Origin of the sequence: Pseudoxanthomonas sp. F11, assembly GCF_037046485.1 — a bacterium.
In the GTDB taxonomy this organism is placed as follows: Bacteria; Pseudomonadota; Gammaproteobacteria; order Xanthomonadales; family Xanthomonadaceae; genus Pseudoxanthomonas_A.
This window is the reverse complement of sequence record NZ_JBANLZ010000002.1, coordinates 55,061-81,237: the sequence shown is the minus strand read 5'-3', so window position 1 is coordinate 81,237 and position 26,177 is coordinate 55,061. Positions and strand designations below refer to the sequence as shown.

Annotated in this window: 27 protein-coding genes; 16 read left to right on the top strand and 11 right to left on the bottom strand. The window is 68.1% G+C overall.

Annotated elements, in window-relative coordinates; translation table 11 throughout:
* Positions 1–252: 252 nt before the first annotated feature.
* Positions 253–537, top strand: a complete 285-nt coding sequence (locus V8246_RS06110) for a hypothetical protein (protein WP_336188406.1) — start codon at positions 253–255, stop codon at positions 535–537.
* Positions 538–1,333: 796 nt separating this feature from the next.
* Here the strand turns inward: V8246_RS06110 and V8246_RS06105 are convergent.
* Both V8246_RS06105 and acs read right to left on the bottom strand, forming a co-directional pair.
* Positions 1,334–2,002, bottom strand: coding sequence for a response regulator transcription factor (locus V8246_RS06105; RefSeq protein WP_336188405.1), 669 nt, complete (start codon positions 2,000–2,002; stop codon positions 1,334–1,336).
* A 114-nt stretch (positions 2,003–2,116) separates the two neighbouring features.
* The gene (gene acs, locus V8246_RS06100; RefSeq protein ID WP_336188404.1) at positions 2,117–4,060 is read right to left on the bottom strand and encodes an acetate--CoA ligase; all 1,944 of its coding nucleotides are present in this window, start codon (positions 4,058–4,060) and stop codon (positions 2,117–2,119) included.
* 319 nt (positions 4,061–4,379) lie between these two features.
* On the opposite strand from acs, the gene V8246_RS06095 reads away from it, so the two are divergent.
* The 3 genes from V8246_RS06095 to V8246_RS06085 all read left to right on the top strand — a co-directional run bounded on the left by V8246_RS06095 (position 4,380) and on the right by V8246_RS06085 (position 7,909).
* On the top strand, positions 4,380–5,762 hold the full coding sequence (locus tag V8246_RS06095; protein WP_336188403.1) for a DcaP family trimeric outer membrane transporter: 1,383 nt from the start codon (positions 4,380–4,382) through the stop codon (positions 5,760–5,762).
* A 108-nt stretch (positions 5,763–5,870) separates the two neighbouring features.
* Positions 5,871–6,188 (top strand): DUF485 domain-containing protein, encoded by a 318-nt coding sequence (locus V8246_RS06090; protein ID WP_271251247.1) that lies wholly within the window; start codon positions 5,871–5,873, stop codon positions 6,186–6,188.
* Positions 6,185–7,909, top strand: coding sequence for a cation acetate symporter (locus V8246_RS06085; RefSeq protein WP_336188402.1), 1,725 nt, complete (start codon positions 6,185–6,187; stop codon positions 7,907–7,909). The genes V8246_RS06090 and V8246_RS06085 overlap by 4 nt, the downstream gene beginning before the upstream one ends.
* A 70-nt stretch (positions 7,910–7,979) precedes the next feature.
* On the opposite strand, the gene V8246_RS06080 is transcribed toward V8246_RS06085, so the two are convergent.
* The 4 genes from V8246_RS06080 to V8246_RS06065 all read right to left on the bottom strand — a co-directional run bounded on the left by V8246_RS06080 (position 7,980) and on the right by V8246_RS06065 (position 11,292).
* Positions 7,980–8,594, bottom strand: coding sequence for an exonuclease domain-containing protein (locus V8246_RS06080; protein WP_336188401.1), 615 nt, complete (start codon positions 8,592–8,594; stop codon positions 7,980–7,982).
* A gap of 2 nt (positions 8,595–8,596) precedes the next feature.
* The gene (locus V8246_RS06075) at positions 8,597–10,405 is read right to left on the bottom strand and encodes a putative nucleotidyltransferase substrate binding domain-containing protein (protein ID WP_336188400.1); all 1,809 of its coding nucleotides are present in this window, start codon (positions 10,403–10,405) and stop codon (positions 8,597–8,599) included.
* Positions 10,406–10,530: 125 nt separating this feature from the next.
* Entirely contained in the window at positions 10,531–10,953 is a 423-nt protein-coding gene (locus tag V8246_RS06070; RefSeq protein WP_336188399.1) for a hypothetical protein, read from the bottom strand.
* Between the two features lie 6 nt (positions 10,954–10,959).
* Positions 10,960–11,292: a calcium-dependent protein kinase 21 gene (locus tag V8246_RS06065; protein ID WP_336188398.1), complete on the bottom strand. Its 333-nt coding sequence runs from the start codon at positions 11,290–11,292 to the stop codon at positions 10,960–10,962.
* 84 nt (positions 11,293–11,376) lie between these two features.
* Between V8246_RS06065 and V8246_RS06060 the strand changes: the two genes are divergently transcribed.
* The 4 genes from V8246_RS06060 to V8246_RS06045 all read left to right on the top strand — a co-directional run bounded on the left by V8246_RS06060 (position 11,377) and on the right by V8246_RS06045 (position 16,508).
* The gene (locus V8246_RS06060) at positions 11,377–12,210 is read left to right on the top strand and encodes an ATP-binding cassette domain-containing protein (RefSeq protein ID WP_336188397.1); all 834 of its coding nucleotides are present in this window, start codon (positions 11,377–11,379) and stop codon (positions 12,208–12,210) included.
* Complete coding sequence (gene mutM / locus V8246_RS06055; protein ID WP_336188396.1) at positions 12,203–13,030, top strand: bifunctional DNA-formamidopyrimidine glycosylase/DNA-(apurinic or apyrimidinic site) lyase; 828 nt, start codon at positions 12,203–12,205, stop codon at positions 13,028–13,030. The genes V8246_RS06060 and mutM overlap by 8 nt, the downstream gene beginning before the upstream one ends.
* Before the next feature lie 84 nt (positions 13,031–13,114).
* Complete coding sequence (locus V8246_RS06050) at positions 13,115–13,681, top strand: ECF-type sigma factor (RefSeq protein WP_185894519.1); 567 nt, start codon at positions 13,115–13,117, stop codon at positions 13,679–13,681.
* A gap of 22 nt (positions 13,682–13,703) precedes the next feature.
* On the top strand, positions 13,704–16,508 hold the full coding sequence (locus tag V8246_RS06045; RefSeq protein WP_336188395.1) for a protein kinase: 2,805 nt from the start codon (positions 13,704–13,706) through the stop codon (positions 16,506–16,508).
* Positions 16,509–16,514: 6 nt separating this feature from the next.
* Here V8246_RS06045 and V8246_RS06040 read toward each other — a convergent pair whose 3' ends face one another.
* The 4 genes from V8246_RS06040 to V8246_RS06025 form a co-directional block, all read right to left on the bottom strand.
* Complete coding sequence (locus V8246_RS06040) at positions 16,515–17,138, bottom strand: thymidine kinase (protein ID WP_336188394.1); 624 nt, start codon at positions 17,136–17,138, stop codon at positions 16,515–16,517.
* A gap of 29 nt (positions 17,139–17,167) precedes the next feature.
* Positions 17,168–17,341, bottom strand: a complete 174-nt coding sequence (locus V8246_RS06035; RefSeq protein WP_336188393.1) for a hypothetical protein — start codon at positions 17,339–17,341, stop codon at positions 17,168–17,170.
* A gap of 129 nt (positions 17,342–17,470) precedes the next feature.
* Positions 17,471–17,902 (bottom strand): hypothetical protein, encoded by a 432-nt coding sequence (locus tag V8246_RS06030; RefSeq protein ID WP_336188392.1) that lies wholly within the window; start codon positions 17,900–17,902, stop codon positions 17,471–17,473.
* 35 nt (positions 17,903–17,937) lie between these two features.
* Positions 17,938–18,687, bottom strand: a complete 750-nt coding sequence (locus tag V8246_RS06025) for a sel1 repeat family protein (protein ID WP_336188391.1) — start codon at positions 18,685–18,687, stop codon at positions 17,938–17,940.
* Positions 18,688–18,746: 59 nt separating this feature from the next.
* Between V8246_RS06025 and V8246_RS06020 the strand changes: the two genes are divergently transcribed.
* Genes V8246_RS06020 through V8246_RS06005 form a run of 4 tightly spaced genes read left to right on the top strand, consistent with a single transcriptional unit; the run spans position 18,747 to position 22,119 of the window.
* Positions 18,747–20,723, top strand: a complete 1,977-nt coding sequence (locus V8246_RS06020) for a UvrD-helicase domain-containing protein (protein ID WP_336188390.1) — start codon at positions 18,747–18,749, stop codon at positions 20,721–20,723.
* A gap of 58 nt (positions 20,724–20,781) precedes the next feature.
* Positions 20,782–21,168, top strand: coding sequence for a hypothetical protein (locus V8246_RS06015; RefSeq protein ID WP_336188389.1), 387 nt, complete (start codon positions 20,782–20,784; stop codon positions 21,166–21,168).
* Positions 21,169–21,188: 20 nt separating this feature from the next.
* Positions 21,189–21,563, top strand: coding sequence for a VOC family protein (locus V8246_RS06010; protein WP_336188388.1), 375 nt, complete (start codon positions 21,189–21,191; stop codon positions 21,561–21,563).
* Positions 21,564–21,582: 19 nt separating this feature from the next.
* Positions 21,583–22,119, top strand: coding sequence for a DinB family protein (locus V8246_RS06005; protein WP_336188387.1), 537 nt, complete (start codon positions 21,583–21,585; stop codon positions 22,117–22,119).
* A 3-nt stretch (positions 22,120–22,122) separates the two neighbouring features.
* Here the strand turns inward: V8246_RS06005 and V8246_RS06000 are convergent, their stop codons facing one another.
* Positions 22,123–22,776, bottom strand: a complete 654-nt coding sequence (locus V8246_RS06000; protein ID WP_336189047.1) for a DUF480 domain-containing protein — start codon at positions 22,774–22,776, stop codon at positions 22,123–22,125.
* A gap of 112 nt (positions 22,777–22,888) precedes the next feature.
* Between V8246_RS06000 and V8246_RS05995 the strand changes: the two genes are divergently transcribed.
* The 4 genes from V8246_RS05995 (at position 22,889) to V8246_RS05980 (ending at position 26,170) form a co-directional block, all read left to right on the top strand.
* Entirely contained in the window at positions 22,889–23,803 is a 915-nt protein-coding gene (locus tag V8246_RS05995; protein ID WP_336188386.1) for a 5'-nucleotidase, lipoprotein e(P4) family, read from the top strand.
* Positions 23,803–24,525, top strand: coding sequence for an orotidine-5'-phosphate decarboxylase (pyrF, locus tag V8246_RS05990; RefSeq protein ID WP_336188385.1), 723 nt, complete (start codon positions 23,803–23,805; stop codon positions 24,523–24,525). Before V8246_RS05995 ends, pyrF begins: the two co-directional genes overlap by 1 nt.
* A 338-nt stretch (positions 24,526–24,863) precedes the next feature.
* The gene (locus V8246_RS05985) at positions 24,864–25,799 is read left to right on the top strand and encodes a hypothetical protein (RefSeq protein ID WP_336188384.1); all 936 of its coding nucleotides are present in this window, start codon (positions 24,864–24,866) and stop codon (positions 25,797–25,799) included.
* Positions 25,796–26,170 carry an excalibur calcium-binding domain-containing protein gene (locus V8246_RS05980; RefSeq protein ID WP_336188383.1) on the top strand — a complete coding sequence of 125 codons (375 nt, stop codon included), beginning with the start codon at positions 25,796–25,798 and terminating at the stop codon, positions 26,168–26,170. Before V8246_RS05985 ends, V8246_RS05980 begins: the two co-directional genes overlap by 4 nt.
* The last annotated feature ends 7 nt before the right edge of the window (positions 26,171–26,177 follow it).

The following is a 26,177-nucleotide window of genomic DNA, read 5'->3' as shown; positions in this document are numbered from 1 at the left end:
TTCTGGTTGGATAGGTGGCGTCGGCTGGCTGTTGCTTGCAGCGACGCTGCTCGCAAGAAACTCTATTGCCGCCACTGGTCCTGGACTTTCCAAGCCGAAGGCCGGCCTGACAGTTCTTTCGTTGGCGCTTTCGTTGGCTCTTATTGTCAGTAGCGTAGTCATCTGGGCAGGTGCGCGATAACAGATCATTCAAGCCGAACCCGCTTCGCAGGTCGGCTCACCTCAGGCGTTATGGCTCACACGGAAGCGAACATGGGACTGAAAGAATCAGATCAGCGCGGCAGGGTTTTGCCCCTGTTGTTCACCATTTTAGGCGTGTTCAACGTCTTCGGCTTCTTCTACAAGTCCACCCACCAACCGGACGATCTCTTGCAAGGCGTGGGCTTTCTCTTGGTTGTTCCGCTAGCCTATTTCGCTCCCACTACGTTCTTATTTGGCACGCGAGCGAGAAGGCCACATGTACCAACCTGGCTCAACGGCATGGCAATCGCTGGCCTTGCACTTGTGGCCACAGGGTTCGCATTAGGCTGGGGCTAGCTGTGAGCCCTGACAGTTCATTCGATCCGAACGCACTTCGCGGGTCGGCTTAGTTTAGGCGCCAGGTTCCGCATGGAGTTCATCTGCCGCTTCCACCACGTTGAGGAGCTCTCGCGGGTCCGTGCACTGCTAAGATCCAAAGGCATTCCGACGTTCTCACCTGCTGTTGAGAGCCATCGCATGGGCGCACAGTGGGCCCTGTTCGTGTGCATCAACGAGCAAGCTGATGATGCGCGTCGGATAATTCGCGATCCCAGCCATGAGCCTTCCCTTGCGGTGAATGCAGAGGAGTTTGAGGCAGCTCTAGAAACTGCTGATCACAGGCTGATCGCCAGATGGGCCACTGTAACTCTCTTAGCTGTGGCGGCACTGTTTGCTGGTTTCATATACGTTTTCTTTCGGTTGGGTCATTCGGGTGGACCCTAACTATTCAAGTCGGACCCGCTTCGCGGATCGACTTAACTCGGGTGGTAGAGCCCATGTCCAGCCTAACGGGATACATTGAAGAACCATACGGAGCACTCATGCTCGACGAGTTCGAAGAGTATGAGGAGCTCATCGACGCTCTTACTACTTACATCGAGAGCGGCCAATCCGCCGGCGTCGCTGTGCACAGCCGTGCACTTGCCTACTGGGAGATTGGCGATCCGGGGAAAGCTCTGATCGACTTTGATCGGGCCGCTAGCCTTCTTCCCGATAGCCATATGCCCTTTCACCTCAAAGGCATGCTGCTCCATCGCCCGCGGTCGCCGGGCCAGCGTGTTGGCCAGCGCGCAGGCGGCCTTGTGGTGGCGCCCTACTCCGCCTCTTCAGGAGGAAGGACGATGCCATCCGGATCCACCGCCAGGCGACCGGCAGCGAGCACCGCCTGGGTGCGGTTGGTGACGTGCAGCTTGCGCAGGATGGCGGTGACGTGGGCCTTGATGGTGGCTTCTGACACGCCCAGGTCGTAGGCGATCTGCTTGTTGAGGCGGCCGGCGCCCAGCATCTGCAGCACCTTGAACTGCTGCGGGGTGAGATCGCGCAGGCGCTGCGCGGTTTCCTGTTCGTCGCGGCTGGTGGCGGGTGCGTTGTGCGCCTCCTCCGGCACCCAGCGCTCGCCATCGAGCACGGCGCCGATGGCCTGGCCGATGGTGTCCGAATCGGCTGACTTGGGTATGAAACCCAGGGCACCGTGGTCGAGGGCGCGACGCATCACCGCCGGCTCCTCGCGCGCCGAGACGATGACCACCGGCAGCTGCGGATGCAGGGCGCGCAGGTGCACCAGCGCGTTGAAGCCGTGCGCACCCGGCATGTTGAGGTCCATCAGCAGCAGGTCGGCATCGGGGTGGGCATCGACCAGGGTGTACAGCGCATCCACGCTGTCGGCTTCATGCAGCTTCACCCCCGGCATCACGCGCTGCACGGCGCCGCGCAGGGCTTCGCGGAACAGCGGGTGGTCGTCGGCGATCAGCAGGGTAGGCATGGTAGCGAGGAGTGAGTGGGGAGGAGTGAGGAGTGAGAGGTGCGGCTTCAGGATAGTCGAACGAAAGTGCTTCTGCTTTTACTCGCTTCTCACTCCTCTTGTCTCACTCCTGCTTCACCGCACTTTGCGTTCGGCGACCAGCGACTCGACCACCGACGGATCGGCCAGCGTGGAAGTATCGCCCAGCTGCTCCGGCGCGTTCTCGGCGATCTTGCGCAGGATGCGGCGCATGATCTTGCCCGAGCGCGTCTTCGGCAGGCCGGGCGCCCACTGCAGGTGGTCGGGCGTGGCGATGGGGCCGATCTCCTTGCGCACCCAGGCCACCAGTTCCTTCAGCAGCTCGTCGCTCTGCGCCTCGCCCGCCTTCAGGGTGACGTAGGCGTAGATGCCCTGGCCCTTGATGTCGTGCGGGAAGCCCACCACCGCGGCCTCGGCCACCTTCGGATGCGCCACCAGCGCGCTTTCCACTTCGGCCGTGCCGATGCGATGACCGGACACGTTGATCACGTCGTCCACGCGGCCGGTGATCCAGTAGTAGCCATCGGCGTCGCGGCGGCAGCCGTCGCCGGTGAAGTAGGTGCCCGGATAGGTGCGGAAGTAGGTGTCGATGAAGCGCTGATGGTCGCCGTACACCGTGCGCATCTGGCCCGGCCAGGAATCCAGCAGCACCAGGTTGCCTTCGGTGGCGCCTTCCAGCTGCTCGCCGTTGGCATCCACCAGCGCGGGACGCACGCCGAAGAACGGCAGCGTGGCCGATCCGGGCTTGAGGTCGATGGCGCCGGCCAGCGGCGTGATGAGGATGCCGCCGGTCTCGGTCTGCCACCACGTATCGACGATGGGGCAGCGGCCGTCGCCGACCACGTCGTAGTACCAGCGCCAGGCTTCGGGGTTGATCGGCTCGCCCACGCTGCCCAGCAGGCGCAGCGAAGCGCGCGAAGTCTTCTTCACCGGCGCTTCGCCCTCTCGCATCAGCGCGCGGATGGCGGTGGGCGCGGTGTAGAAGATGGTGACCTGGTGCTTGTCGATGACGTCCCAGAAGCGCGACACGCTGGGGTAGTTGGGCACGCCTTCGAACATCACCGAGGTGGCGCCGTTGGCCAGCGGGCCGTAGACGATGTAGCTGTGGCCGGTGACCCAGCCCACGTCGGCCGTGCACCAGTAGATGTCGTCCTCGCGCAGGTCGAACACGGCTTCGTGCGTGTACGCCGCATACAGCAGGTAGCCGCCGGTGGTGTGCAGCACGCCCTTGGGCTTGCCGGTGGAGCCGGAGGTGTAGAGGATGAAGAGCGGGTCCTCGGCGTTCATGCGCTCAGGCTCGCACTCCGCCGGTTGTGCATCGACCACTGCGTCGAACCAGCGGTCGCGCGGCATCTGCATGTCCACCGCACCGCCGGTGTGGCGCACGACCAGGACGGTCTCGACGGAGTTGGTGCCCGGCAGCTTCAGCGCGGCGTCGACGTTCGCCTTCAGCGGCACCTTCCTGCCGCCACGCAGGCCTTCGTCGGCCGTGATGATCAGCTTGCTGCCGCAGTCGGCCACGCGGTCGGCGATGGAGTTGGGCGCGAAGCCGCCGAAGACCACCGAGTGGATGGCGCCGATGCGCGCGCAGGCCAGCATGGCCACGGCGGCATCCGGGATCATCGGCAGGTAGATCGTCACACGGTCGCCCTTCTGCACGCCCAGCGCGCGCAGCGCGTTGGCCAGCCTGCAGGTGCGTTCGTACAGTTCGCGGTAGGTCACGCCGTAGGACGGCGTATCGGGGCCGTCGGGCTCGAACAGCAGCGCCACCTTGTCGCCGCGCTCTGCCAGCTGGCGGTCCAGGCAGTTCACGCTGGCGTTGAGTTCGCCGTCGGCGAACCAGCGGATGCGGAAATCGTCCAGGGCGTAATTGACGTCCTTGATGCGCGTCGGCTTCTTGAACCAGTCGAGCCGTTCGGCGACCCGGCCCCAGAATGCCTCGGGATCGTTGATCGAAGCCTGGTAGTCGCGCGCGTACTGCTCGCGCGTGATGCGGGCCTTGGCCGCGAATTCCGGCTTGACGGGATACAGATCAGTCATGAGGTCCTCCCGGGACGTTCCGTGATGCGTCGATTCTGAAGCATGGATGGTGGCCGGGCGAGGCGCGGCATGGCATCACGCCACGCGGCCGGCGCACCGAGTTTGACGCATCCGATCGTGCGGCATCGCAGCATCCAGCTTAGACAATGGTCGTAAAGCCGCCCTGCGCGGGCTGCGACGGATCGTCGCGACCCTTCTGCGGCAAGGGGTTGTGTCGGGTTCCCGCAGGTTACGACTAATGGCGAATAGGCGGTGCCGAGGCGCAGGCGCAAGTCTCCATCAGCCGCGCTGCGCGGCCATCGACCTTTTGGGAGGGGTTATGACCCGACGTTCCGCACTCATGGCGCGACGGCCACTGGCCGCTGCGCTCTTCGTCGCCCTGATCGCGCCGGGAATGGCGTTCGCGCAGACCGCCAAGGAAAAAGCGCTGGAGGCCCGCGTGGCCGAACTGGAGCGGCAGGTGCAGCTGCTGCTTTCGTCGCAGCAGCAACAGCAGGCCCAGATCGCCACCACCCAGGAGCAGGTCACGCAGGTGCAGGCCGCGCAAGTCGCCAAAGCGGCCGTGCCCGCGGGCAAGCAGCCGATCCAGGGCACCACCATCATGACCGCCGCCAACCCGGGCACGACGTTCTCGTACGGCGGCTTCATCAAGATGGACGCGATGGCCACCGACACCAGCGACGGCCGCATCGCCGACGGTTCTTCCGGCCGCCTGTTCTACGTGCCCAGCACCATTCCGGTGGCCGGCGCGGGCGCCGACGGCGGCGATCCGTATGCCGACTTCCATGCGCAGTTCTCGCGCTTCTGGCTGAGCGCGGACCACGTGACCGACAGCGGCGACAAGTTCAAGGGCTTCGTGGAGATGGACTTCTTCGGCGGCGGCAGCAATGCGCTGGCCGGCAACGAGACCGCCACCAACACCTATGCCGTCACCCTGCGTCATGCCTACGTCAGCTGGAACAACTGGCTGGCCGGCCAGACCTGGTCCAACTTCATGGATGTGGCCGCGCTGCCGGATGCGGTGGACTTCGTCGGCCCGACCGATGGCACGATCTTCGTGCGCCAGGCCCAGCTGCGCTACACCCAGGGCCCGTGGTCGTTCTCGGTGGAGAATCCGCAGACCACCGTCACGCCGTACCGCACCGGCACCCGCTTCAACAGCGGCGACAACGCCCTGCCCGACGTCACCGCGCGCTGGCTCACCAAGGGCGACTGGGGCCACTTCACCGTGGCCGGCATGGTGCGCCAGTTCAAGCTGCTGGACGAAACCGACACCGGCGCCTCGGTCAGCGTGTCGGGCAAGTTCAACCTGGGCAAGAGCGACGACATCCGTTATGCGGTGAACGCCGGCCAGGGCATCGGCCGCTACCTCGCCTTCGGCGTGGGCAGCGACGTGGTGACCGAAGCCGACGGGGACATCAGCGCGTTGGACGGCTACGGCGGCTTCGTCGCCTGGCGCCACGTGTTCAGCCCGAAGGTCCGCACCAACCTGATGTACTCGGCCTCGCACTTCGACAACGACGCCGCCATCACCGGCTTCGGCGTCACCGAGCGCACGCAGTCCATGCACGCCAACGTGATCTATTCGCCGTTCCCGAAACTGGACCTGGGCGCCGAACTGATCTACGGCCAGCGTTCGCTCGAGGATGACCGCGAAGGCGACCTGAAGCGGCTGCACACGAGCGTCAAGTACACCTTCTGACCCTGCTCCTTGCTGCCCGCGCGGGTTTTCGCTCATCCCCTCCGTCCATTGCCATCCTCGCCTTGCCGACCGCGGGCGTCCTACCCCTGAAACACCGGAGAATTCCACATGTCCGACCTCAACGACCCCGTGGTGGCCCGGATCGAGGCCAGCCCGAAATACCAGACACTCAAGCGCCGGCGCAATGCGTTGGGATGGTGGCTGACCCTGCTGATGCTGCTGGTGTACTACGGCTACATCGGCCTGATCGCCTTCGACAAGGAACTGCTGGCCCGCCCCCTGGGCAGCGGCGTGACCACGCTGGGCATCCCGATCGGGATCGGGGTGATCGTGTTCACGGTCTTGATCACCGGGTTCTACGTGCGGCGCGCCAACAGCGAGTACGACCGCCTGACCGCCGAAATCCTGAAGGATGCCAATCCATGAGCCGTTTCTTCCCCTTGTTTGCCGCACTGGCGGCACTGTTGTGCACCGGCGCCGCGTGGGCGGCCGGTGGCGATCTGGGCCAGGCCGACAAGCAGGCCACCAACTGGACCGCCATCAGCATGTTCGCCGTCTTCGTGGCGGCCACGCTGTGGATCACCAAGCGGGCCGCGGCGAAGACGCGCTCGGCGGCGGACTTCTACACGGCCGGCGGCGGCATCACCGGCTTCCAGAATGGCCTGGCGATCGCCGGCGACTACATGTCGGCGGCCTCGTTCCTGGGCATTTCGGCGGCGGTGATGGCCAATGGCTATGACGGCCTGATCTACTCGATCGGGTTCCTGGTCGGCTGGCCGATTATCACCTTCCTGATGGCGGAGAAACTGCGCAACCTGGGCAAGTTCACGTTCGCCGACGTGGCCGCCTACCGTTTCAGGCAGACACCGATCCGCGCCTTTGCGGCCAGCGGAACCCTGGTGGTGGTGGCGTTCTACCTGATCGCGCAGATGGTCGGCGCCGGCCAGTTGATCAAGCTGCTGTTCGGCCTGGACTACGGGTACGCGGTAGTGATCGTGGGCGTACTGATGATGGTGTACGTGCTGTTCGGCGGCATGACGGCCACCACCTGGGTACAGATCATCAAGGCCTGCCTGCTGCTGGCCGGCGCCAGCTTCATGGCGTTCATGGTGCTGTGGCAGTTCGGCTTCAGCCCGGAAGCGCTGTTCGCCAAGGCGGTGGAGATCAAGGTGCAGGCCGCCACGGCCGCGGCGACCACGCCGGAGGAAGTGGCCGGGGCGGCGCAGAAGGGCTTGTCGATCATGGGGCCGGGCACCTTCGTCAAGGATCCGATTTCCGCGATCAGCTTCGGCATGGCGCTGATGTTCGGTACTGCCGGCCTGCCGCACATCCTGATGCGCTTCTTCACCGTGCCCAATGCCAAGGAAGCCCGCAAGTCGGTGTTCTGGGCCACCACGTGGATCGGCTACTTCTACATCCTGACCTTCATCATCGGCTTCGGCGCGATCGTGCTGGTCAGCGCCAACCCGGAGTTCAAGGATGCGGCCGGCGGCCTGCTCGGCGGCAACAACATGGCCGCGGTGCACCTGGCCAAGGCGGTCGGCGGCAACGTGTTCCTCGGCTTCATCTCGGCCGTGGCGTTCGCGACCATCCTGGCGGTGGTGGCCGGCCTGACCCTGTCCGGCGCCTCTGCGGTCTCGCACGACCTGTACGCGATGGTGGTCAAGAAGGGCAAGGCCGACAGCGCCTCGGAGTTGAAGGTCTCGCGCATCACGACGCTGGCGCTGGGCGTGGTCGCGGTGCTGCTGGGTATCGCCTTCGAGAAGCAGAACATCGCCTTCATGGTGTCGCTGGCGTTCGCCATCGCCGCGTCGGCCAACTTCCCGGTGCTGATCCTGTCGCTGTTGTGGAAGGACTGCACCACGCGCGGCGCGGTGATCGGCGGCTTCCTGGGCCTGGTGTCCTCGGTCGTGCTGACGGTGCTGTCGCCCTCGGTGTGGGAGGCCACGCTGGGCAACCCGGAGGGTTCGGCGCTGTTCCCGTACACCTCGCCCGCGCTGTTCTCGATGTCCATCGCCTTCGTCGGCATCTGGCTGTTCTCGATCCTGGACCGCAGCCCGCAGGCGGCCAAGGAACGCGAGGCCTACAAGGCACAGCAGGTGCGTGCGGAGACCGGTCTGGGCGCGGCCAAGCCTTCGGGCCACTGAGCCCCTCGCGCAACCACATGATGTAGCCCGACGCCGGCCGGAAGGCCGGCGTCTTCGTTTCAACGGCCGATCAACCGGTGGGCCAGCCTTTCCGCTGCAGCGCCAGCCAGCACAGGCCCACCGTGGCCGCATCGCCCAGTGCGCTGTGCCGCCCCATCGCCGGTATGCCCAGGGTGGCCGCGATGTGGTCGAAATCGAGCTTGACGGGACTGTCGGGGCGTCGGCGGCGCTGGCGGGCCGCCACTTCGTCGCCCAGATCGACCACCGGATTGGGCAGGTCGAATCCGGTCAGGGCACGTACGTGCGGCGCCAGCATGTCCAGATCGAAGCCAAGGTAATAGCCCAGCAGGCGGCGCCCGCCCAGCCAGTGCAGGAAGTCGCGCACGACATCGGTGATCGGTTCGCCGGTGCTGGCTTCGTCCGGCGTGATGCAGTGATAGCGGATGGACTCGATGCCGAAGCGACGGCCGGTATGCACGCGTCGCTCGAAGCGCTCGGACAGCCAGACTTTGCCATCGTGCACGGGCACGGCCGCCAGGCTGAGGATGTGGTCCCGCGCCGGGTCCATGCCGGTGGTTTCCAGGTCAAGACTGACCCAGGTATCGGCCGGTGCGGCCTGCAGCAACGCAGCCCACTCTCCCGCGCCGTGGCGACGGCGCAACCACCACCGGTTCAAAGGGTGCATGGTCAGTCACTCAGGTGGAACACGCTGCGCACATGCTGGCGGAACGTCTTGACCACGCGCAGCGCGTCGCGCAGCAGTTCGCGGTCCAGCCGGCGCAGCGTGTCCGGGTGCAGCAGGTTGTCGGGCACGCCGCCGGCATCCAGCGCGGCCAACTGCGCATCCAGCCGCAGGCGCTGCAGCACCGCCAGCGCCTGCGCCAGGTCGCGGGCCAGCGGCGCATCCAGGCCGCCGCAGTCCGCCAGTGCCTCGCAGCGCGCGAAACTGCTGCGCTGGGCAATGCCATGCTTGAGCGCCAGGCAGCGCAATCCGTGTACCACGGGAAATATGCCGCCGCGCTTGATGTCCAGCCCGCGCTCATCCTGTCGCAGCTGGCCGAAGAACGACAGGGGGCTCTCGAACTGCAGCACCGCGGACGCCATCGAATGCAGCAGGCGTTCGTCGCCTCCAAGGGCCAGCATCTGTGCTTCCAGCGGCGCGAACAGGGCCGCATTGCCCGCCACCGGCCTGGCATCCAGGGTGATCGACAGGTCCATGGCGGCCTGCGGATCGTACTGGGACCGCCATTCGTCCAGACGCGCGCGCCACTGGGTCGCACTCAGCCGCCAATGCGGACGCGACACCATCACGCCTCCCGCGCACGGCGGGTAGCCGACCTCGGCCAGGGCGGCAGTGAAACGCGCCATGGCATCCTCCAGCCCGGGCCAGTCCAGTCCATCCTCCACCACCAGGGCGTTGTCCTGGTCGGTCTTCAGCAACTGCTCGCGCCGCCCCTCGCTCCCCAGCACCAGCAGGCACAGGCGCGACTGCACCCCCGCGGGCACGAGCAGTTCGAACAGGCGCGCCATGACCCGGCTGTTCAGCGCGCTGACCAGCTCCATGAGGGCCGGCATGCGGGCACCCTGCGCATGCAGGGTGCGCACCAGCCGGTCCATGCCGCGGGCGGCGTCGATCACGTCCTCCAGGCTGCGCGCACGCGCCAGCCTCAGGGTGATCAAGTGCGAATGACTGGCGTAGTGGGATAGCACTTCGGCCATGCCCAGGGTGCCGACGACAGTGTTGCCCTCGCACACCGCCACGCGCTCGATGTGCCGCTCGGCCATCGTCACCAGCGCCTGGAACAGCACGTCGGTGGTCTGCTGGGTCACCAGCGGGCGACTGGCCAAGGGCCCCACCGGTGCCTGCGCCGGTAGGCCGCCGACGGTCAGCGCATCCAGCAGGTCGGTGCGGGTCACCACACCCGGCTGCGGATGGGCGGGATCGTCCACCAGCAGGCAGTCCACCCGTTCCTCACGCAAGCGCGCCGTGGCCTCGACGATGCTGGTCGTGTCGGCCACCCGGATAGCGGGCGCCAACTGCGCGGCACCGACCTGGGCCACCATCAGTTCGGCCAGCTCGATGCCGCGGGCGCGATCGGCCAGCTGGCCCTTCACCGACAACCCTTCCTGGAACCAGGCGGCGAAAGCCGGGTATTGGGCCAGCAGGCTGCGGAAGAGCGCCGCCGGTATCAGGAAGCTCACTACATCGCTGTCGGCGCGATAACTGTGGCGCGCCCGCCCCGCCATCACCGCCCACGCACCCAAGATGTCCCCGGCACCGTAATCGGCGAAGCGCTGCTCGTGCCCGGCCGCATCCAGGTCGAACGCGTGCACCTGGCCCTTGAGGATCACCATCACGTGTGCGGAGGGCTGGCCACGGCCCATGATGACCTCGCCCCGAGCGTGGAACCCCATGTCCACTTCCGCGGCAATGCGCGCATGCGCAGCGGCGTCCAACAGGTCGAAGGGAGGCTGATTCAAATCCAGTCCCGGCATGACCTCCATGCGCGCACTCCGTGCAGGGAATCCTCGCGATTCTGGCAGTCGCAGACGGGGAGAGCCATCCCTCCTTCGTCGCAGCCCGTGACGGCCCTTTCTACCCGGCCCCTGGCCCGGACGGTCTACTCACGCGCCCGAATGGAACGCATGCGCACAGGCGTCCCCTGCATGCGAAGCGCACCGAGCAAACGCGCCTCGTATTCGCCTCCTGCCGGCCGCGTAATGAGGTGACGGCCCAGGTTCACCACGATGACGGGGTCGCCCACCGCCAACTGCGCGCCACCGCATCCCGTCGGAACGACAAGCCGGCGCGGCATGATGCCTTTCAGCGTCGTGGACGCCGTGACGACCCAGACCGCTTGCCCGCGCACGGCCGTGGTGGGGAAATCATGACGGGCGTCGACGCGTCCCAAACTGATGCCGGTGGCCACCGTCGCATCCTCTTCCGGGTTCGCCGGAATGGGAATGCATGCCTTCGCTTTCGCGCTGGCAACCAGCACCATGACGCCGACAATGCGAATCCATCGAGCCAGGGGTGGCGTCATGGCGATTTACCGCGGCGGCGCCGCCAGTTCCCTTGCGTCGAGAAACCCGTCGCGGTCCACGTCCTGGCGGCGGAAGCGCTCGGCCAGCTGGGCCAGGTGCGCCTCGCGGGTGACCGGCTTGCCGCGCCCGCCCGGCAGCTCATCCGCCGACAGCGTGCCGTCGCGGTTGCGGTCCATGCCCTCGAAGGCGTAGCTCATCCAGGCCTGGTATTCGGCCAGGCTGACGCGCCCGTCGCGGTCATTGTCCATCCGCGCCAGGTACTCCCCCGTAGCGGTGACCTGGGCTTGCGCGGCGCACGGCAGGCAGGCGATGGCGAGGACGAGCAGGCGGACGTGCATGGCCGCATTGTAGGGCGATGGCGCGCACGGCGGACGTGCCGCGGATTCGGGTACGCTGCTCCGGCTCGCCCCCGCCCCACTCCGATGAACCTGTCCGCCTCTCCCGCCGCGACGCCGCCACTCGCGCCCCTGTTCGAACTGGACCGCGCCACCGTGGTGCGCGGCGCCACCCGTGTATTGCACGACCTGTCGCTGCGCATCCCGCTGGGCCAGCACACCGCGATCCTCGGCCCCAACGGCTGCGGCAAGTCCACCTTCATCAAGCTGATCAGCCGCGAGCTGTATCCGCTCGCACGCGAAGGCGATGCGCCGGTGAAGGTGTTCGGCCTGCGCCGCTGGAACGTGAACGAGCTTCGCAACCGCCTGGGGCTGGTGACCAGCGACCTGACCCGCGACCTGCAGCAGATGCCTTACCTGCGGGTGGAAGATGCGGTGATCACCGGCTTCTTCTCCAGCTTCGTCGTGCCGCCGTACCGGCAGGTCGACGCCGACATGCGCGCGAAGGCGCGGCGCGCGCTGGAACAGGTGCGCGCAACGCCGTTGGCGGACCGCCAGGTGGCCGAACTGTCCACCGGCGAGATGCGGCGCGTGCTGATCGCGCGCGCACTGGTGCACGAACCGCAGGCCCTGCTGCTGGACGAACCCACCGCCGGCCTGGACCTGGTGGCGCGCCGGCATTTCCTGGGCCTGATGCGCAGCCTGGCGCAGCGCGGGATTACCCTGGTGCTGGTGACCCACCACATCGAGGAGATCATTCCTGAGATCGACCGCGTGCTGTTGCTGCGCGATGGCGCGGTCTGCGCGGACGGCGACCGCGCCGGCACGCTGACCGAAGCCCAGCTGAGCCATGCCTTCGGCGGTCCGGTGCAGGTGCGCCGGGACGGCGAGTACTACGGCGCGGTGCCCGGTCATGCCTGAGCTGCCCGAGGTCGAAACCACCCGCCGAGGACTGGCGCCCCACGTGGAAGGTAGGCGCATCCAGGCGGTGACGCTGCGTCGGCCCGACCTGCGCTGGCCGATCCCGCCGGAAGTGGCGCGCGACCTGCCCGGCCAGCGCATCCAGGCCGTGCGGCGCCGCGCGAAGTACCTGCTGATGGACACCGAGGCCGGCAGCGCGCTGCTGCACCTGGGCATGTCCGGCAGCCTGCGCGTGCTGCCGGCGACCACGCCGGTGACGGCGCATGATCACGTCGACATCGCCCTGGCCGGCGAGCGGGGACATGCAGGGCGCGTCCTGCGCTTCAACGATCCGCGCCGTTTCGGCTGCCTGCTGTGGCAGGCGCCGGGCCAGATCCACCCGCTGCTGCAGGGACTGGGACCAGAGCCGTTGTCGGACGGCTTCGACGGCGACTATCTGTTCGCGATGAGCCGCGGACGCAAGGCGCCGGTGAAGACCTTCCTGATGGACCAGGCGGTGGTGGTGGGCGTAGGCAACATCTATGCCGCGGAGAGCCTGTTCCGTGCGGGCATCTCGCCACTGCGGGCCGCCGGCAAGGTGTCCCGCGAGCGCTACGCGGCGCTGGCCGACGCGGTGAAGGCGATCCTGGCGTACGCCATCACCCGCGGCGGCACCACGTTGCGCGATTTCCTCAGCCCGGATGGGGCGCCTGGCTACTTCGAACAGGAACTCTCGGCCTATGGCCGGGGCGGCGAATCCTGCCCGCGCTGTGGCCGGCCGATGAAGCAGGCCTTGATCGGCCAGCGGACCACCGTATGGTGCGGCCACTGCCAGCGTTGACCCGCCCGCCCGTGTCATGGGGTGGATGTCCGGCAACTGTGAAATAACGTTATATTCGCGCCCTTGGCTCCGCAGGGGAGAGGGATGGCCGACGCACCCGACATCACGCTGTGGCTGGACTCGGCCCGGGGCGGCGACCGCGCCGCGCTGGACCGCGTGCTGGCCACGCTGTACCAGGAACTGCACACCATGGCCCGCCGGCAGCTGTCCGGCCAGCATGGCTACACGCTGGACGCCACCGCGCTGGTGCACGAGTCCTACCTGAAGCTGCTCGGCTCCACCGGCACGGCCAAGTTCGAGGACCGTGCGCATTTCTTCGCCTATGCCGCGTCCTCGATGCGCAGCGTGGTGGTCGACTACGCGCGCAGCCGGCTGGCGCGCAAGCGCGGTGGCGACCTCAAGCGCGTGGCCGACATCCCGGAAGAAGTGGAAGGCAACCTGCGCCTGGACGAGGACATGCTGGCGCTGAACGATGCGCTGGAGAAACTCGCCGCCGCCGACGAGCGCCTGGCCCAGGTGGTGGAGATGCGCTACTTCGCCGGCCTGTCGGAGCTGGAGATCGCCGAACTGCTGCAGCGCTCCGAGCGCAGCATCCGCCGCGACTGGCAGAAGGCGCGCATGTTCCTGCTGTCGGCCATGCAGGACAGCTGAGGCCGGCGCGCAGCGCACCGCGATGGACGCCGAACGCTGGCAACGCCTGTCGCCGCTGCTGGACGTCCTGCTCGAGCTCGATCCGGAGGCGCGCGCGCAACAGCTGGAGATCCTGCGCGCGGACGATCCGGAGACCGCGCGCGAACTGGAAAAACTGCTCGCGCTGGAAGAGGAAGGCGACGACTTCATCGACCAGCCCCTGGTGGACAAGCCCGGCCAGCTGAAGCCCGGCATCCGCATCGGCCCCTACCAGCTGGAATCCATGCTGGGCGAGGGCGGCATGGGCATGGTGTGGCTGGCCTCGCGGGCGGACGGCCTGTACCAGCGCCGCGTCGCCCTGAAACTGCTGCGCCCCGGCCTGGCCGATCCCAACCTGCGCCTGCGCTTCACCCGCGAACGCGAGATCCTGGCGCGACTGGAGCACCCCAACATCGCGCGCCTGCTGGATGCCGGCATCGGCAGCGAAGGCCAGCCGTACCTGGCGCTGGAGTACGTCGAGGGCGTCTCGATCACCGACTACTGCCAGGCCCACAACATCGGCCTGGAGGAACGGCTGCGGCTGTTCCTGCAGATCTGCGAGGCGGTCAGTCACGCGCACGCCAACCTGATCGTCCATCGCGATCTGAAGCCGTCCAACATCCTGGTGACGCCCTCGGGCGAGGTGCGCCTGCTGGACTTCGGCATCGCCAAGCTGCTGGACGATCCGGAGCCGGTACCCGTGCATCCGCGCACCGAGGTGCGTGCCTTCACGCTGCACTACGCCGCACCGGAACAGGTGCGGGGCGAACTGGTCACCACCATGACCGACGTCTACTCGCTGGGCGTAGTGCTGTACGAACTGATCGCCGACACCAAACCCTACCGCCTGCGCCGGCAGACCGATGCGGAGTGGGAACAGGCCATCCTCGCGGTGGAGCCGCTCAAGCCCTCGGTGGCCACGCTGCGTACCACGGACGGCAGCCGCAGCCGCTGTCCGGATGCGCGACGCAACGCCCGCCGCCTGGCCGGCGACCTGGACAACATCGCCCTGAAGGCCCTGCGCAAGGCGCCCGAGCAGCGTTATCCCTCGGTGGAGGCGCTGTCGCGCGACCTGCAGCGCCATCTGGAGGGCCGGCCCGTGCTGGCGCGTCCGCAGAGCCTCGGCTACCGATTGCAGAAGTACCTGCTGCGGCAGCGCTGGACGCTGGCCATCGGCGGTCTGGCGACCGCGTTGCTGGTGGCAGCGCTGGCGGCCAGCCTGTGGCAGGGCCGGCAGGCCATGCGCGAAGCCGCGCGTGCACAGGCGATGCAGGACTTCGTGATCGGCCTGTTCGACAACGCCAGTGCCTCCCAGCAGGGCAACACCTTCGACGCCCGCGAACTGCTGGCCGCAGGCGAGCGTCGTGGCATGCGCGAGCTCGCCAGCCAGCCGCTGGCGCAGGCCGAACTGCTGGGCGTGATCGCGCGCCTGCGGCTGGGCCTGGGCGACTACCGCGAATCCCTGGCGCTGCTGGAGAAGCAGGCGCGCGTGCTGGACACCACGCCCGATGCCCCGGACAGTCTGCGCCTGCAGGCCGCCGCCCAGCACGGGCGCGTGCTGCGCCTGCTGGGCCGGTCCCGCCAGTGCGTGCAGGCGATGGAGCAGATGGAGGCGCGGTTGCCGGGCCTGTCGTCGCGCCTGCCCTTGCCGGTGGCCGAATTCCAGTCGCAGAACGGCCGCTGCCGGGCCGATGCGGGCGAGAAGCAGGTGGCGCGGCAGATGTTCGAGCGCTCGCTGGATACCCGCCGTTCGTTGAAGGACGAGGCCGGGGTCGCGGAGAACCTGCGCGACCTCGCCCAACTGGACGTGGAACTGGGCAATGCGGAGGCGGGCGTGCGCGGCTACCGCGCTGCCTTGGCCCACCTGCAGGCGCATGGCCATGCGCGGCATCCGCTGGTCATCGAGATCCAGCGCAGCCTGGCCCTGCTGTACCGCAACCGCGGCGACACCGACGCGGCGCTGGCCTCGTTCCAGCGCGCACGCGAACTGTCCGAGGAGATACATGGACCGCGCCACCCGCTCACCCAGGCCTTGCGGCGGCACATCGCGGCCGTGCATGTCGACCAGGGCCGGCTGCGCCAGGCGGACGAGGAACTGCGACTGCTGCATGCGATGACGCTGGAGACCTTGGGGCCGCGCCATCGTGACGCCGCCTCGAGCTGGAACTCGATGGGCATCATTGCGTGGGAACGCGGCGATGACGCCACCGCGGTGCGCGACGTCGCCCGGGCCATCGCCATCTGGCGCGAGAACGAGAGCCTGCAGATCCTGCCGGGCGGCCTGTTCAACTACGGCATGGTCCTGCACAGCGCCGGTCGCTACGACGAGGCGCTGGCCGCTCTGGAGGAGTCCCGGCGCATGCGCGTGAGCACGATCGGCGCGAGCCATGCGCTGATCGGGGAAACCGACCGCATGATCGGCGAGGTGCTGGCCGCCAAAGGCGACCTGGACGGCGCCAGCGAGCGCTTCGACCGCGCCGTACGGCTCACCCGGGTAGGCTTCGGACCGGAACACCCGCGTACCTGGTTCGCGGAACTGTCGCTGGCACGGCACCAGACGCGGCTGGGACGTCCGCAGCAGGCCCTCGCGTCCCTGCAGGCGCTCGCCCGCCATGAAGGGGGCGGCAGCGAGGCGCCCAAGCTGCGCTGGCTGGCGCGCGGCTACCTGGCCGAAGCGCGGTGCCGGATGGGCGAACGCGAACGCGCGCAACGCGACCTCGACGCCCTGGCCGCCGAACTCCGCAGTGCGCAGCCCGACGGCGGCGTCATCCCGCGCGAGATCGCCGCGCTGCGCGCGGCCTGCCGCTGAGGCGGCTCACTCGAGGGGCAGCCCGGGCTGCAGGGGGTCGATGCGTCCCTCGCCGCGGGCGATCTTCTTGAACTCGGCGCGGCTGACCGACACATAGCGCTCGTTGCCGCCGATCTCCACCTGCGGCCCATCCTGTACCGCCAGGCCCTGCTCGTTGACCCGCACGGTCATGGTGGCCTTCTTGCCGGTGTGGCAGATGGTCTTGATCTCGCTCATCTCGTCGGCCCAGGCCAGCAGGTACTGACTGCCCTCGAAGAGCTCACCGCGGAAATCGGTACGCAGGCCATAGCAGAGTACCGGGATGCGCAAGGCATCCACCACCTCGCTGAGCTGCCAGACCTGCGCACGGGTCAGGAACTGCGCCTCGTCCACCAGCACGCAGTCGAGCTTGCCGTGGGTGGCGATGTCGTCGCGTATCCAGCGCTCCAGGTCGTCGTCCCGTTCGAAGGCGACCGCCTCCGAACGCAGGCCGATCCGTGACGCCACCACCCCGGCGCCGGCGCGGTCGTCCAGCCGCGGCGTGAGGATCGCCACCCGCATCCCGCGCTCGCGGTAGTTGTGCGCGGACTGCAGCAACGTGGTGGTCTTCCCGGCGTTCATCGCCGAGTAGTAGAAGTAGAGCTTGGCCATGGCGCCATTGTAAGGGGCCGACCCATCCGCTACTCGGCTTCGGGCGGCCTGACCTGCTCGACCTCGCCCACCTCCACGCTGCCTTCCGGGGGCGCTCGCCATTGAGCATCCTGCCAGGCCTGGTATTGGGCCGGCTCCCAGAAAGTGGGCGAGAAGAAGCGGCTTCCATCGATCCGCGTGGGAACGCCGTGATGGTCGTACACGGTTACTGTTCTTGGAGGCGCCACCGTTCTCGACGACCATTGGATGTCGCGCAGGTGCCGACGCAGATGCTGCTCCAACCGGCCACGGGCGACACCATCGCCATACTCGGCCAGGCGCGCCGGACCGTTCTACGCCACGCGGGCCTTTTCGGCACTATCCAGCGCGCGCCAGTAGCGTTCACGCACCCCGACGAACACGGCATAGCCGCGCTCGGCCGCGATATCCGCCCACGTGTATGCAGACGCGCGATCTACGGCCGCGCCCTCGCCCTTCCAGTCCATCTCCGCCAGCATCGCTTGCGACGGCTTGTCGCCGTACCAGGCGGCCTTCAGGAATTGGGCGCGCGCCAGCGCGAAATCCCCCTCGGCATAGGCATCCCATCCCTGCTTGCGGTGCTTCATGTCCGGGTGCGCGTTCAGGAACACCGCACTGCTCAAGGTGGCCTGCTGCTTCCGCGAGATCGGCTTGGTCACCTCCTGTGCCGCCAACGCCTGCACGGCCGCCAGACAGGCCAAGACAATGGCCCAAACCAACCCACGCCCATTGCTGTTCACGCCCATGCATGCCCTCTGTGGTACGCCGGCACCTGCGGATCCTAGGGCTTACCGGACGCCGCCTTGGACTCCACCGACTCCAGTTCGCCCACGCGCACGCGCCCTTTCAGCGGCGCCTTCCACAACGCATCCTGCAATTGCCAGTACTTCTCGGGTTGCCAGTAATGCGGAGCATAGTATTCATCGCCGCGCAATGTCATGCCCGTCCCCGCCAGCGGGCCCGTGTTGGGAATGATGGTGAGGTTGCCCACGAATCCTACCCGGCTTCCCGTAACACGCCGCATCTCGCGCTTGAGGATCTTCTCCAACCGCGGCTTGGCGACATCATCCCCATACTCGGACAGCACGGCCTGTCCGCGCTCCAGCGCATCACGACGCTGCGCTTCGTCCAGCGCCCGCCAGTATCCTTCCCGGCGCACGAGGAAGTCGTGATAGAGGCGCTCGGCAGCGACGTCCATCCATGCGTACGCGAGCGCGCGGTCCGCCGGCACCCCGATGCCGCCCCAGTACATCTCGGCGATGATCGCCTGTGCGGGCTTGTCGCCATAGTAGGCGGCACGCTTAAGCTCGGTCAGCGCGGACGCGTAATCCTTGCGCTCATAGGAGCGCACGCCCTCGGCACGCCAGCGCAGATCCGGATGGGCTGCCAGGAAGCCCTCCGTCAGTACTGCCGGATCGATCCTCGCCTCCTGGGCGACAGCGGGCGCCGAAAAAAGCACCCAGGCAAGAACAAGCAGACAGCATCCGGAAATGCGCATACAGGTGACCTCCATGTGAGCCAGCCCGGCCATCCTATAGGGACTCTGGCGGGGTTGTCTGTAAACTGACGACCTACGCAGAAGTACGCCCCATGCACGGTCTCAATCCCCCCCAACGCGCCGCCGTCCTTCACAGCAAGGGCCCCCTGCTGGTGCTTGCGGGCGCCGGCAGCGGCAAGACGCGGGTGATCGTGGAGAAGATCGCGCACCTGATCGCCGGCAACCATTTCCCCGCGCGCCGGATCGCGGCGATCACCTTCACCAACAAGTCCGCCAAGGAAATGCGCGAACGCGTATCCAAGCGCATCAAGGGCGACGCGGCCGAAGGCCTGACGATCTGCACCTTCCACGCGCTCGGGCTGAAGTTCCTGCAGATCGAACACGCCGCCGTGGGCCTGAAACGCGGCTTCTCCATCTTCGACGCCGACGACGCCAGCGCACAGGTCAAGGACCTGATGTACGGCGCCAAGCCCGACGAGGTGGAGATGGCGAAGAATCTGATCTCGCGCGCGAAGAACGCCGGCCTCTCGCCGGAGGAAGCGCTGGCCGCCGCACGCACCAACCGCGAGAAGGAGGCCGCGCTGCTCTACCAGCGCTACCAGGACCGGCTGACCACGTTCAACGCCGTCGACTTCGACGACCTGATCCGGCTGCCGGTGCAGGTGCTGGAAAGCAATCCGGAGATCACCGCCGCCTGGCGCGAGCGCATCGGCTACCTGCTGGTCGACGAATGCCAGGACACCAACGACGCGCAGTACCGCCTACTGAAGGCGATCGCCGGCGAGCGCGGCGACTTCACCTGCGTGGGCGACGACGACCAGAGCATCTACGCGTGGCGCGGCGCGAACCCCGACAACCTGATGCAGATGGCGAAGGATTATCCGGCCCTGCAGATCATCAAGCTGGAGCAGAACTATCGCTGCAGCAACCGCGTGCTGCGCGCCGCCAATGCGCTGATCGCCAACAACCCCCACGAACACCCGAAGAAGCTGTGGAGCGACCAGGCCGACGGCGAGCGCATCCGCGTGTGGGAATGCCGCGACAGTGAACACGAGGCCGAGAAGGTCGCGGCCGAGATCTCCTTCGTGCATGCGTCCAAGAGCGCAGCCTGGAGCGATTTCTGCATCCTGTTCCGCGGCAACCACCAGTCGCGCGCGCTGGAAAAGGCGCTGCAGCTGCTGCGCATTCCCTATCACCTGACCGGCGGCACCGCCTTTCTGGAGCGCCAGGAAGTGAAGGACGCGCTGTCCTGGCTGCGCCTGCTGGTGAATCCCGACGACGACGCCGCCTTCCTGCGCGCGGTGCAGTCGCCCAAGCGCGAAGTCGGCGCGACATCGCTCGCGAAACTCGCCGAGTTGGCGCAGCACGCGCACCTGCCGCTGTCGCGCGCCGCCGAATCGATGGGCGCGCTGAAGGCGCTGCCGCCGCGCGCGGCCAACGGCCTGAGCGCGTTCGTCGACATCCTGCGCGACCTGCGCCGGCATGCCGAGGAACTTCCGCCGGCCGACCTGGTGCGGCGCCTCAGCGAACGGTCCGGCCTGCTGGCCGACCTGCGGTCGCAATGCAAGGACGAAGCCTCGTTCCAGCGCCGCCGCGCCAACCTGGACGAACTGGCGGACTGGTTCGAGGGCGGCCCGCGCGGCAGTTCGGCCGGCGATCTGGCCGCCCAGCTCTCGCTGCTGTCGCGCAACGACAAGGACGACGGTGGCAACCAGGTGCGCCTGATGAGCCTGCACGCCGCCAAGGGACTGGAGTTTCCGTACGTGTTCATCGTCGGCTGCGAGGACGGCACGCTGCCGCACGAGACCAGCGTGGAGGAAGGCAATCTGCAGGAAGAACGGCGCCTGATGTACGTGGGCATCACCCGCGCCAAGGTCCAGCTGTGGCTCAGCCACAGTCGCGAGACGCGCCGCTTCGGTGAACGCCTGCGCCTGCAGCCCAGCCGCTTCATCGACGAGTTGCCCGCGGACGAACTGCAGCGCGACGGCGCGGACCCGGTGGCGGATGCGGAGCGCAAGAAGGAACGCGCCAGCGCCGGCCTGGCCGCGATCCAGGCGATGTTCGACTGACGCGCAGCGACGACGGTTGCGCTACGCTGCGCGGCATCGCACACGTACGGAGCGGGGCATGACGCGCGACAGCAGGGCTTGGCGGTGGATCGGCTTCGTGATCGCCCTGGTCGGCGTGGGCTTTCCTTACTGGCAGCTGGCGCCGGAGCAGGCCGGCCTGCCGCGCGCCCTGTATGGTCCCGGGCTGGTGGCCGTGGGCGTGATCGCCATGCTGCTACGTGCGTTCGGCACGGGCCGCTTCCTGACACTGTGGCTGCTGATCGCGGCGGCCGTGCCGGTCGCTGTGCTGGTGCGGATTGCGATGAATGCAGCGCGCGGCGTCGCCGGCACCGGCCCGGCGGTGGCGGACGTGGTGGTCGGCTTCGGCCTGGGCCTGGGCGCGTCTCTGGTCGGCATGCTGGTGGGAAGCCTGTTCCTGCTGCGCAGCAGCCGGCGGCCGACGTGATGCCGGAAGCAGGCACCGCGATGGAACCCCGCCTTTCCGGTATCCGCCAGATCGCCATCACCGTGAGCGACGTCGATGCGGCGCTGGCGTTCTACCGCGATGTGCTCGGCCTGGCGTTCCTGTTCCAGCCCGCGCCCACGCTCGCATTCCTGGACGCCGACGGCATCCGCCTGATGCTGACCACGCCGCAGGGCGCCGGCACGGTGGGCGCCAACTCGATTCTCTACTTCAAGGTGCAGGACATCGTCCCCACCCAGGCGGCGTTGGTGGCGCGCGGTGCGACGGAGGAACGGCCACCGCAGTTGGCCGCACGCATGCCGGACCACGAATTGTGGACCGGCTTCCTGCGCGATCCGGACGGCAACCTGGTCGGATTGGTGGAAGAGAAGCGCTGACGGGAAACGGGAGCCGGACGTGACCGCTGATGTACGCATGACGCTGCTGGCGTCCTACAACCAATGGATGAACCGGCGCCTCTACGATGCGGCCGCGACCTTGCCGGATGAAGCGCTGGCCGAGGATCGTGGCGCGTTCTTCGGTTCGGTGATCGGCACGCTGAATCATCTGGTCGTGGCCGACACGATCTGGCTCAAGCGATTCGCATCGGCCGCCGATGCCTCATCCGTGCTTGCCGCGCTGGACGACACGCCGATGCCGACCGCACTGGACGCGGTGCCGTACCCGACGCTTCCCGCACTGCGTGCGCGGCGCGAATGGCTGGATGCGTTGATCCTGCGCTGGGTGGACACGCTCACGCCGGCGCAGGTGGCATCCCGGCTGACGTACACCAGCACGAAGGGCATCACGTTCACGCGCCGTGTCGAGGGCCTGCTCACACACCTGTTCAATCACCAGACCCATCATCGCGGGCAGGTCACCACCCTGCTGTCGCAGGTGGGCGTGGACGTGGGCGTGACCGACCTGCTGGCGCTGCTGCCGGACGAAGCCTGAGGCTCAGTCGTCGCCCTTGGCGAGCAGCCGGGATACCTGTTCGCGCAATGCGGCCACTTCGCCTTCCAGCGCCGCGATGCGCGCTTCCAGTTCCGCATGCGCCGGCTCGGCGGCGGGCGGGCCGGACGGCAGGCGTGCCGCGATCGCGGCCACATCCACCGGGCCACCCAGCAGGTGCATGTAGCGGTCTTCCCGCTGCCCGGGCCCGCGCGGGATCTGCACGACCAGGGCAGGTTCGCGCTGCATCAGGCGGTCGAGATGGTGGCGCACGTCCTCGGCGTCGGCGAACTTGAACAGGCGTTCGCTGCGCGCGAGCAGTTCGTGCGCTGTCTGCGCGCCGCGCAGCATCAGCAGCCCCAGCAGCACGGCCTGCTGCTGCGGAATGCCGAAGAACGCCGCGGTGCGGTGCTCGTAGCGCTCGGCGCGCGAAGAGAACACCTGCTTCGCCAGGCCCTTCTGCTCCAGCTGTCGCAGCGCATGGTTCACCGCACCGGGATCCAGCGCCATCACCGGCTCGCGCGCCGTCTTCTGGTTGGCCGCGGCCTGCGCGGCGTTCACCGTCAGCGGGTAGGTTTCCGGCGTGGTGGCTTCCTTCTCGATCAGGCAGCCCAGCAGGCGGGCCTCGGCGGCATTCAGGACGGGCGCGGTGTCTTCCATGGGCGGTGCGGTCGGGACGAGGGGCGGCAGCATAACCCGCACATCGCGGCGGCGAACGACGGGTGTCATACCGGTCGGCTAGAATTTCCGTACTCTGAAGACCGGATCCCACATGCGCGTTTCCCTGCTCGCCGCCGGCCTGGCGGCTTCGTTGCTGACCCTGTCCGCGTGCAAGCGCACCGAACCCGCGGCCGCGCCGGCGCAACCCGCCGCACCCACTGCCACTGCCGCCGCGACCCAGGCCAAACCCACCGGCACGCACGACAATCTCAATGCCGTGGCCTGGGTGCAGACCTCGGTGGAATACCGCGCGATCACCACCCAGACCTTCCGTGCCGCCGCCGACCACCTGGATGCCGCGCTGAAGGAAGAGCACTGGGATGCGCTGGTCCCCGACGAGCGCGGCAACGCCGCCACCGGTCTGAAGCCTGCCGTGGTGATGGACGTGGACGAGACGGTACTGGACAACTCGCCGTACCAGGCCCGCCTGATCCGCGATGGCAAGGAGTACGACGAAATCAGCTGGGACCAGTGGGTGGCCGAGAAGAAGGCCAAGCCGCTACCCGGCGTGGTGGATTTCGCCAAGGCCGCGGCCGAGAAGGGCGTGACCATCCTGTACATCTCCAACCGCGCCGTGCACCTGAAGGAAGCCACGCTGGCCAACCTGCGCGAAGCGGGCCTGCCGGTGGCCGACGACAGCGTGTTCCTCGGCCTGGGCACGGTGCTGGAAGGCTGCGAGCAGAACGGCAGCGAGAAGAACTGCCGCCGCCGTCTGGCCGGGCAGAAGTACCGCGTGCTGATGCAGTTCGGCGACCAGATCGGCGACTTCGTCCAGGTGGAAGCCAACACCCGCGAGGGCCGCCAGGCCCTGTTCGACGAATACGACGACTGGTTAGGCGAGCGCTGGTGGATGCTGCCCAACCCGACCTACGGCTCGTGGGAACCCGCCCTGTTCAACAATGCCTGGGACCAGCCGGCCGCTGCCCGCACCCAGGCCAAGCGCGACGCGCTGGACTACGCCCCGTGATGGCGCGCGGCCCCGTCGCGCTGACTCCGCGCGAGCGCCTGATCTTCGCGCTGGACGCCCCCTCCGGCGCAGATGCGCTGGCGTGGGTCGACCGGCTGGGCGATGCGGTGCAGTTCTACAAGATCGGCATGGAGCTGTTGGCCAGCGGCGACTACTTCAGCGTGCTGGACGAACTCGCCCGGCGCGACAAGCGCGTGTTCGTCGACCTGAAGTTCTTCGACATCCCCGCCACCGTCGCCGGCGTGATCCGCGGCCTGTCCCGCTGGCCGGTGACCTACACCACCCTCCACGGCTGGCATGCCGGGATGATGGAAGCGGCCGCGGCGGCCCGCAGCGGCGACCTGCGGCTGCTGGCGGTGACCGTGCTGACCTCGATGGACGGCAGCGATCTGCGGGCAATGGGCATCAACAGCGGCGAACCGGCTGACATCGTCGTTCAGCGCGCGCTGGCTGCGCAGACGTCCGGCATCGACGGCGTGATCTGCTCGGGGCAGGAAGCCGGCATGATCCGCGCCGCCACCGGCCGGGGCTTTTCCATCGTCTGTCCCGGCATCCGCCCGGGCGGTCCGGCGGGCGACGACCAGAAGCGCACGGTGGGCGTGGCCGAGGCCTTCGCCCTGGGCGCCGATGCCATCGTGGTGGGCCGGCCGATCAGCAAGGCAACCGATCCGAAGGCCGCTGCCGAGGCCATCCAGGCAGAGATCGCGGCAGCGATCAAATAAAATCAATGACTTATATAGAGTTATTTCAGGTGTTGCCTTAGCATTTGGGCGCAGGTAGTCTGTGCGCGTCCGGCCTTTGGGCTGGAGATGTGCCACAACACTTCGTCCTCCGGCTTCGGCCGGATTTCAGGGGACCCGCGGCGTCGCAAGACACCGGGTCCCCTTTTTTATTCCGGCGGGGAACGGGGCGCGATCTTTCCCCGGCGTGGCAGCGTCCAGGGGCTTCCGCCATGTTTCATCCCCACCCCCCTTCCCGCCGTCGCTTCCCAACTGCGACGTCCATGCTTGCCGCTCCCCGCGCGGACCGCGAATATGCGGGGCGACTGGGGAGTCACTGGATGAAGCCGAAGCCCTCCGCGTCCGTCGTGCGTGCGCTGGCCGCCCTCATGCTGCCGCTCGCACTGCTGGGCGCCTGCAAGAAGCGCGTGCCCGAGGAACTCGCTGGCGCCGCCAGCGAGCCGGCGGCGGCCGTGCGCCAGCTGGCCGCCCACCTGCAGCGCAACGACCTGGAAGGCTTCGCCCGCGACGCCGTACCGCCCGCCACGCATGCGCGGCTGGACGCGGCCTGGCGCGCCGGACAGAGCCGCTGGCCGCTGACCGAGCTGCCGCTGGACGACAAGCTGGTGCCGATGCTCGCCGCGCTGGCCGCCCCGAATGCGGAAAAGACCCTGCAACGCAGCTTCGACCGCCAGTTCGCGCGGCAGGACCGCGACCTGAAGGAAGCCGCGCGCACGCTGGGCCTGTTCGGCGTGCAGTACGTGAAGAACGAAGGCGACTACACCCGCGAAGAACGCGACCACTATGCACAGGTGATCGCGGCACTGGGCGAGTGGGCGCAGCAGGCGCCGCTTGGCGACCCCGCCCTGGCACGCACCACGCTGTCGCGGCTGGCGCCCGCCGCGCGCCGCAGCGGGCTGACCACCGAGCAGGCACTGAGCGAGGCCGGCATGGCGGGCAGCCTGCGCCGGCTGACGCCGTTCTTCATCGAGGCGAAAGCGACGTTCGCGCGCTATGGCCTGCCCCTGGACACCACGTTCGCCGACCTGCGCACGGGCCTGGTGGACCAGAAGGGTGACGCCGCCACCGTGCGCATCCACTATCCGCTGGGCGAGCGCGAGATCGACACCGTGGTCAGCCTGACCCGGCGCGAGGGCCGGTGGTACCTCAGCGACTATCTCCGGCACGCCGATGAGGTGCTGGCCGCCGCGGCAGCCGTCCCCGAGCCCCCGCTGTCACCGCCGCCCCCCGGACCCGACACCCCACCCCCGCCATGAGGAGCCCGGCGCAGGCGGCGATGGCGTCCCTCGCGCTCGCGGGACTGCTCGCCGGCGCGGCGACTGCGAACGCGCACCCGGGTGGCTTGGACAGGCACGGCTGCCACACCAACCGGAAAACGGGCCAGTACCACTGCCATCGGAGCGCGACCCCGGCCAGCGCCGCCCCTGTCGCGCCCCTGCCCCCGTCTGGAGGCACCCCCGCCACGCCGGCGCACCTGCATGAGACGGCGCCCGCCCGGGCCTTCCGCAACTGCAGCGAAGCCCGCGCCTTGGGTGCGGCCCCGGTAAGACGCGGCGATCCGGGCTACGGACCGCACCTGGACCGCGACGGCGACGGCGTGGGCTGCGAACCCTACCGGCGGCGCTGAATCCCTG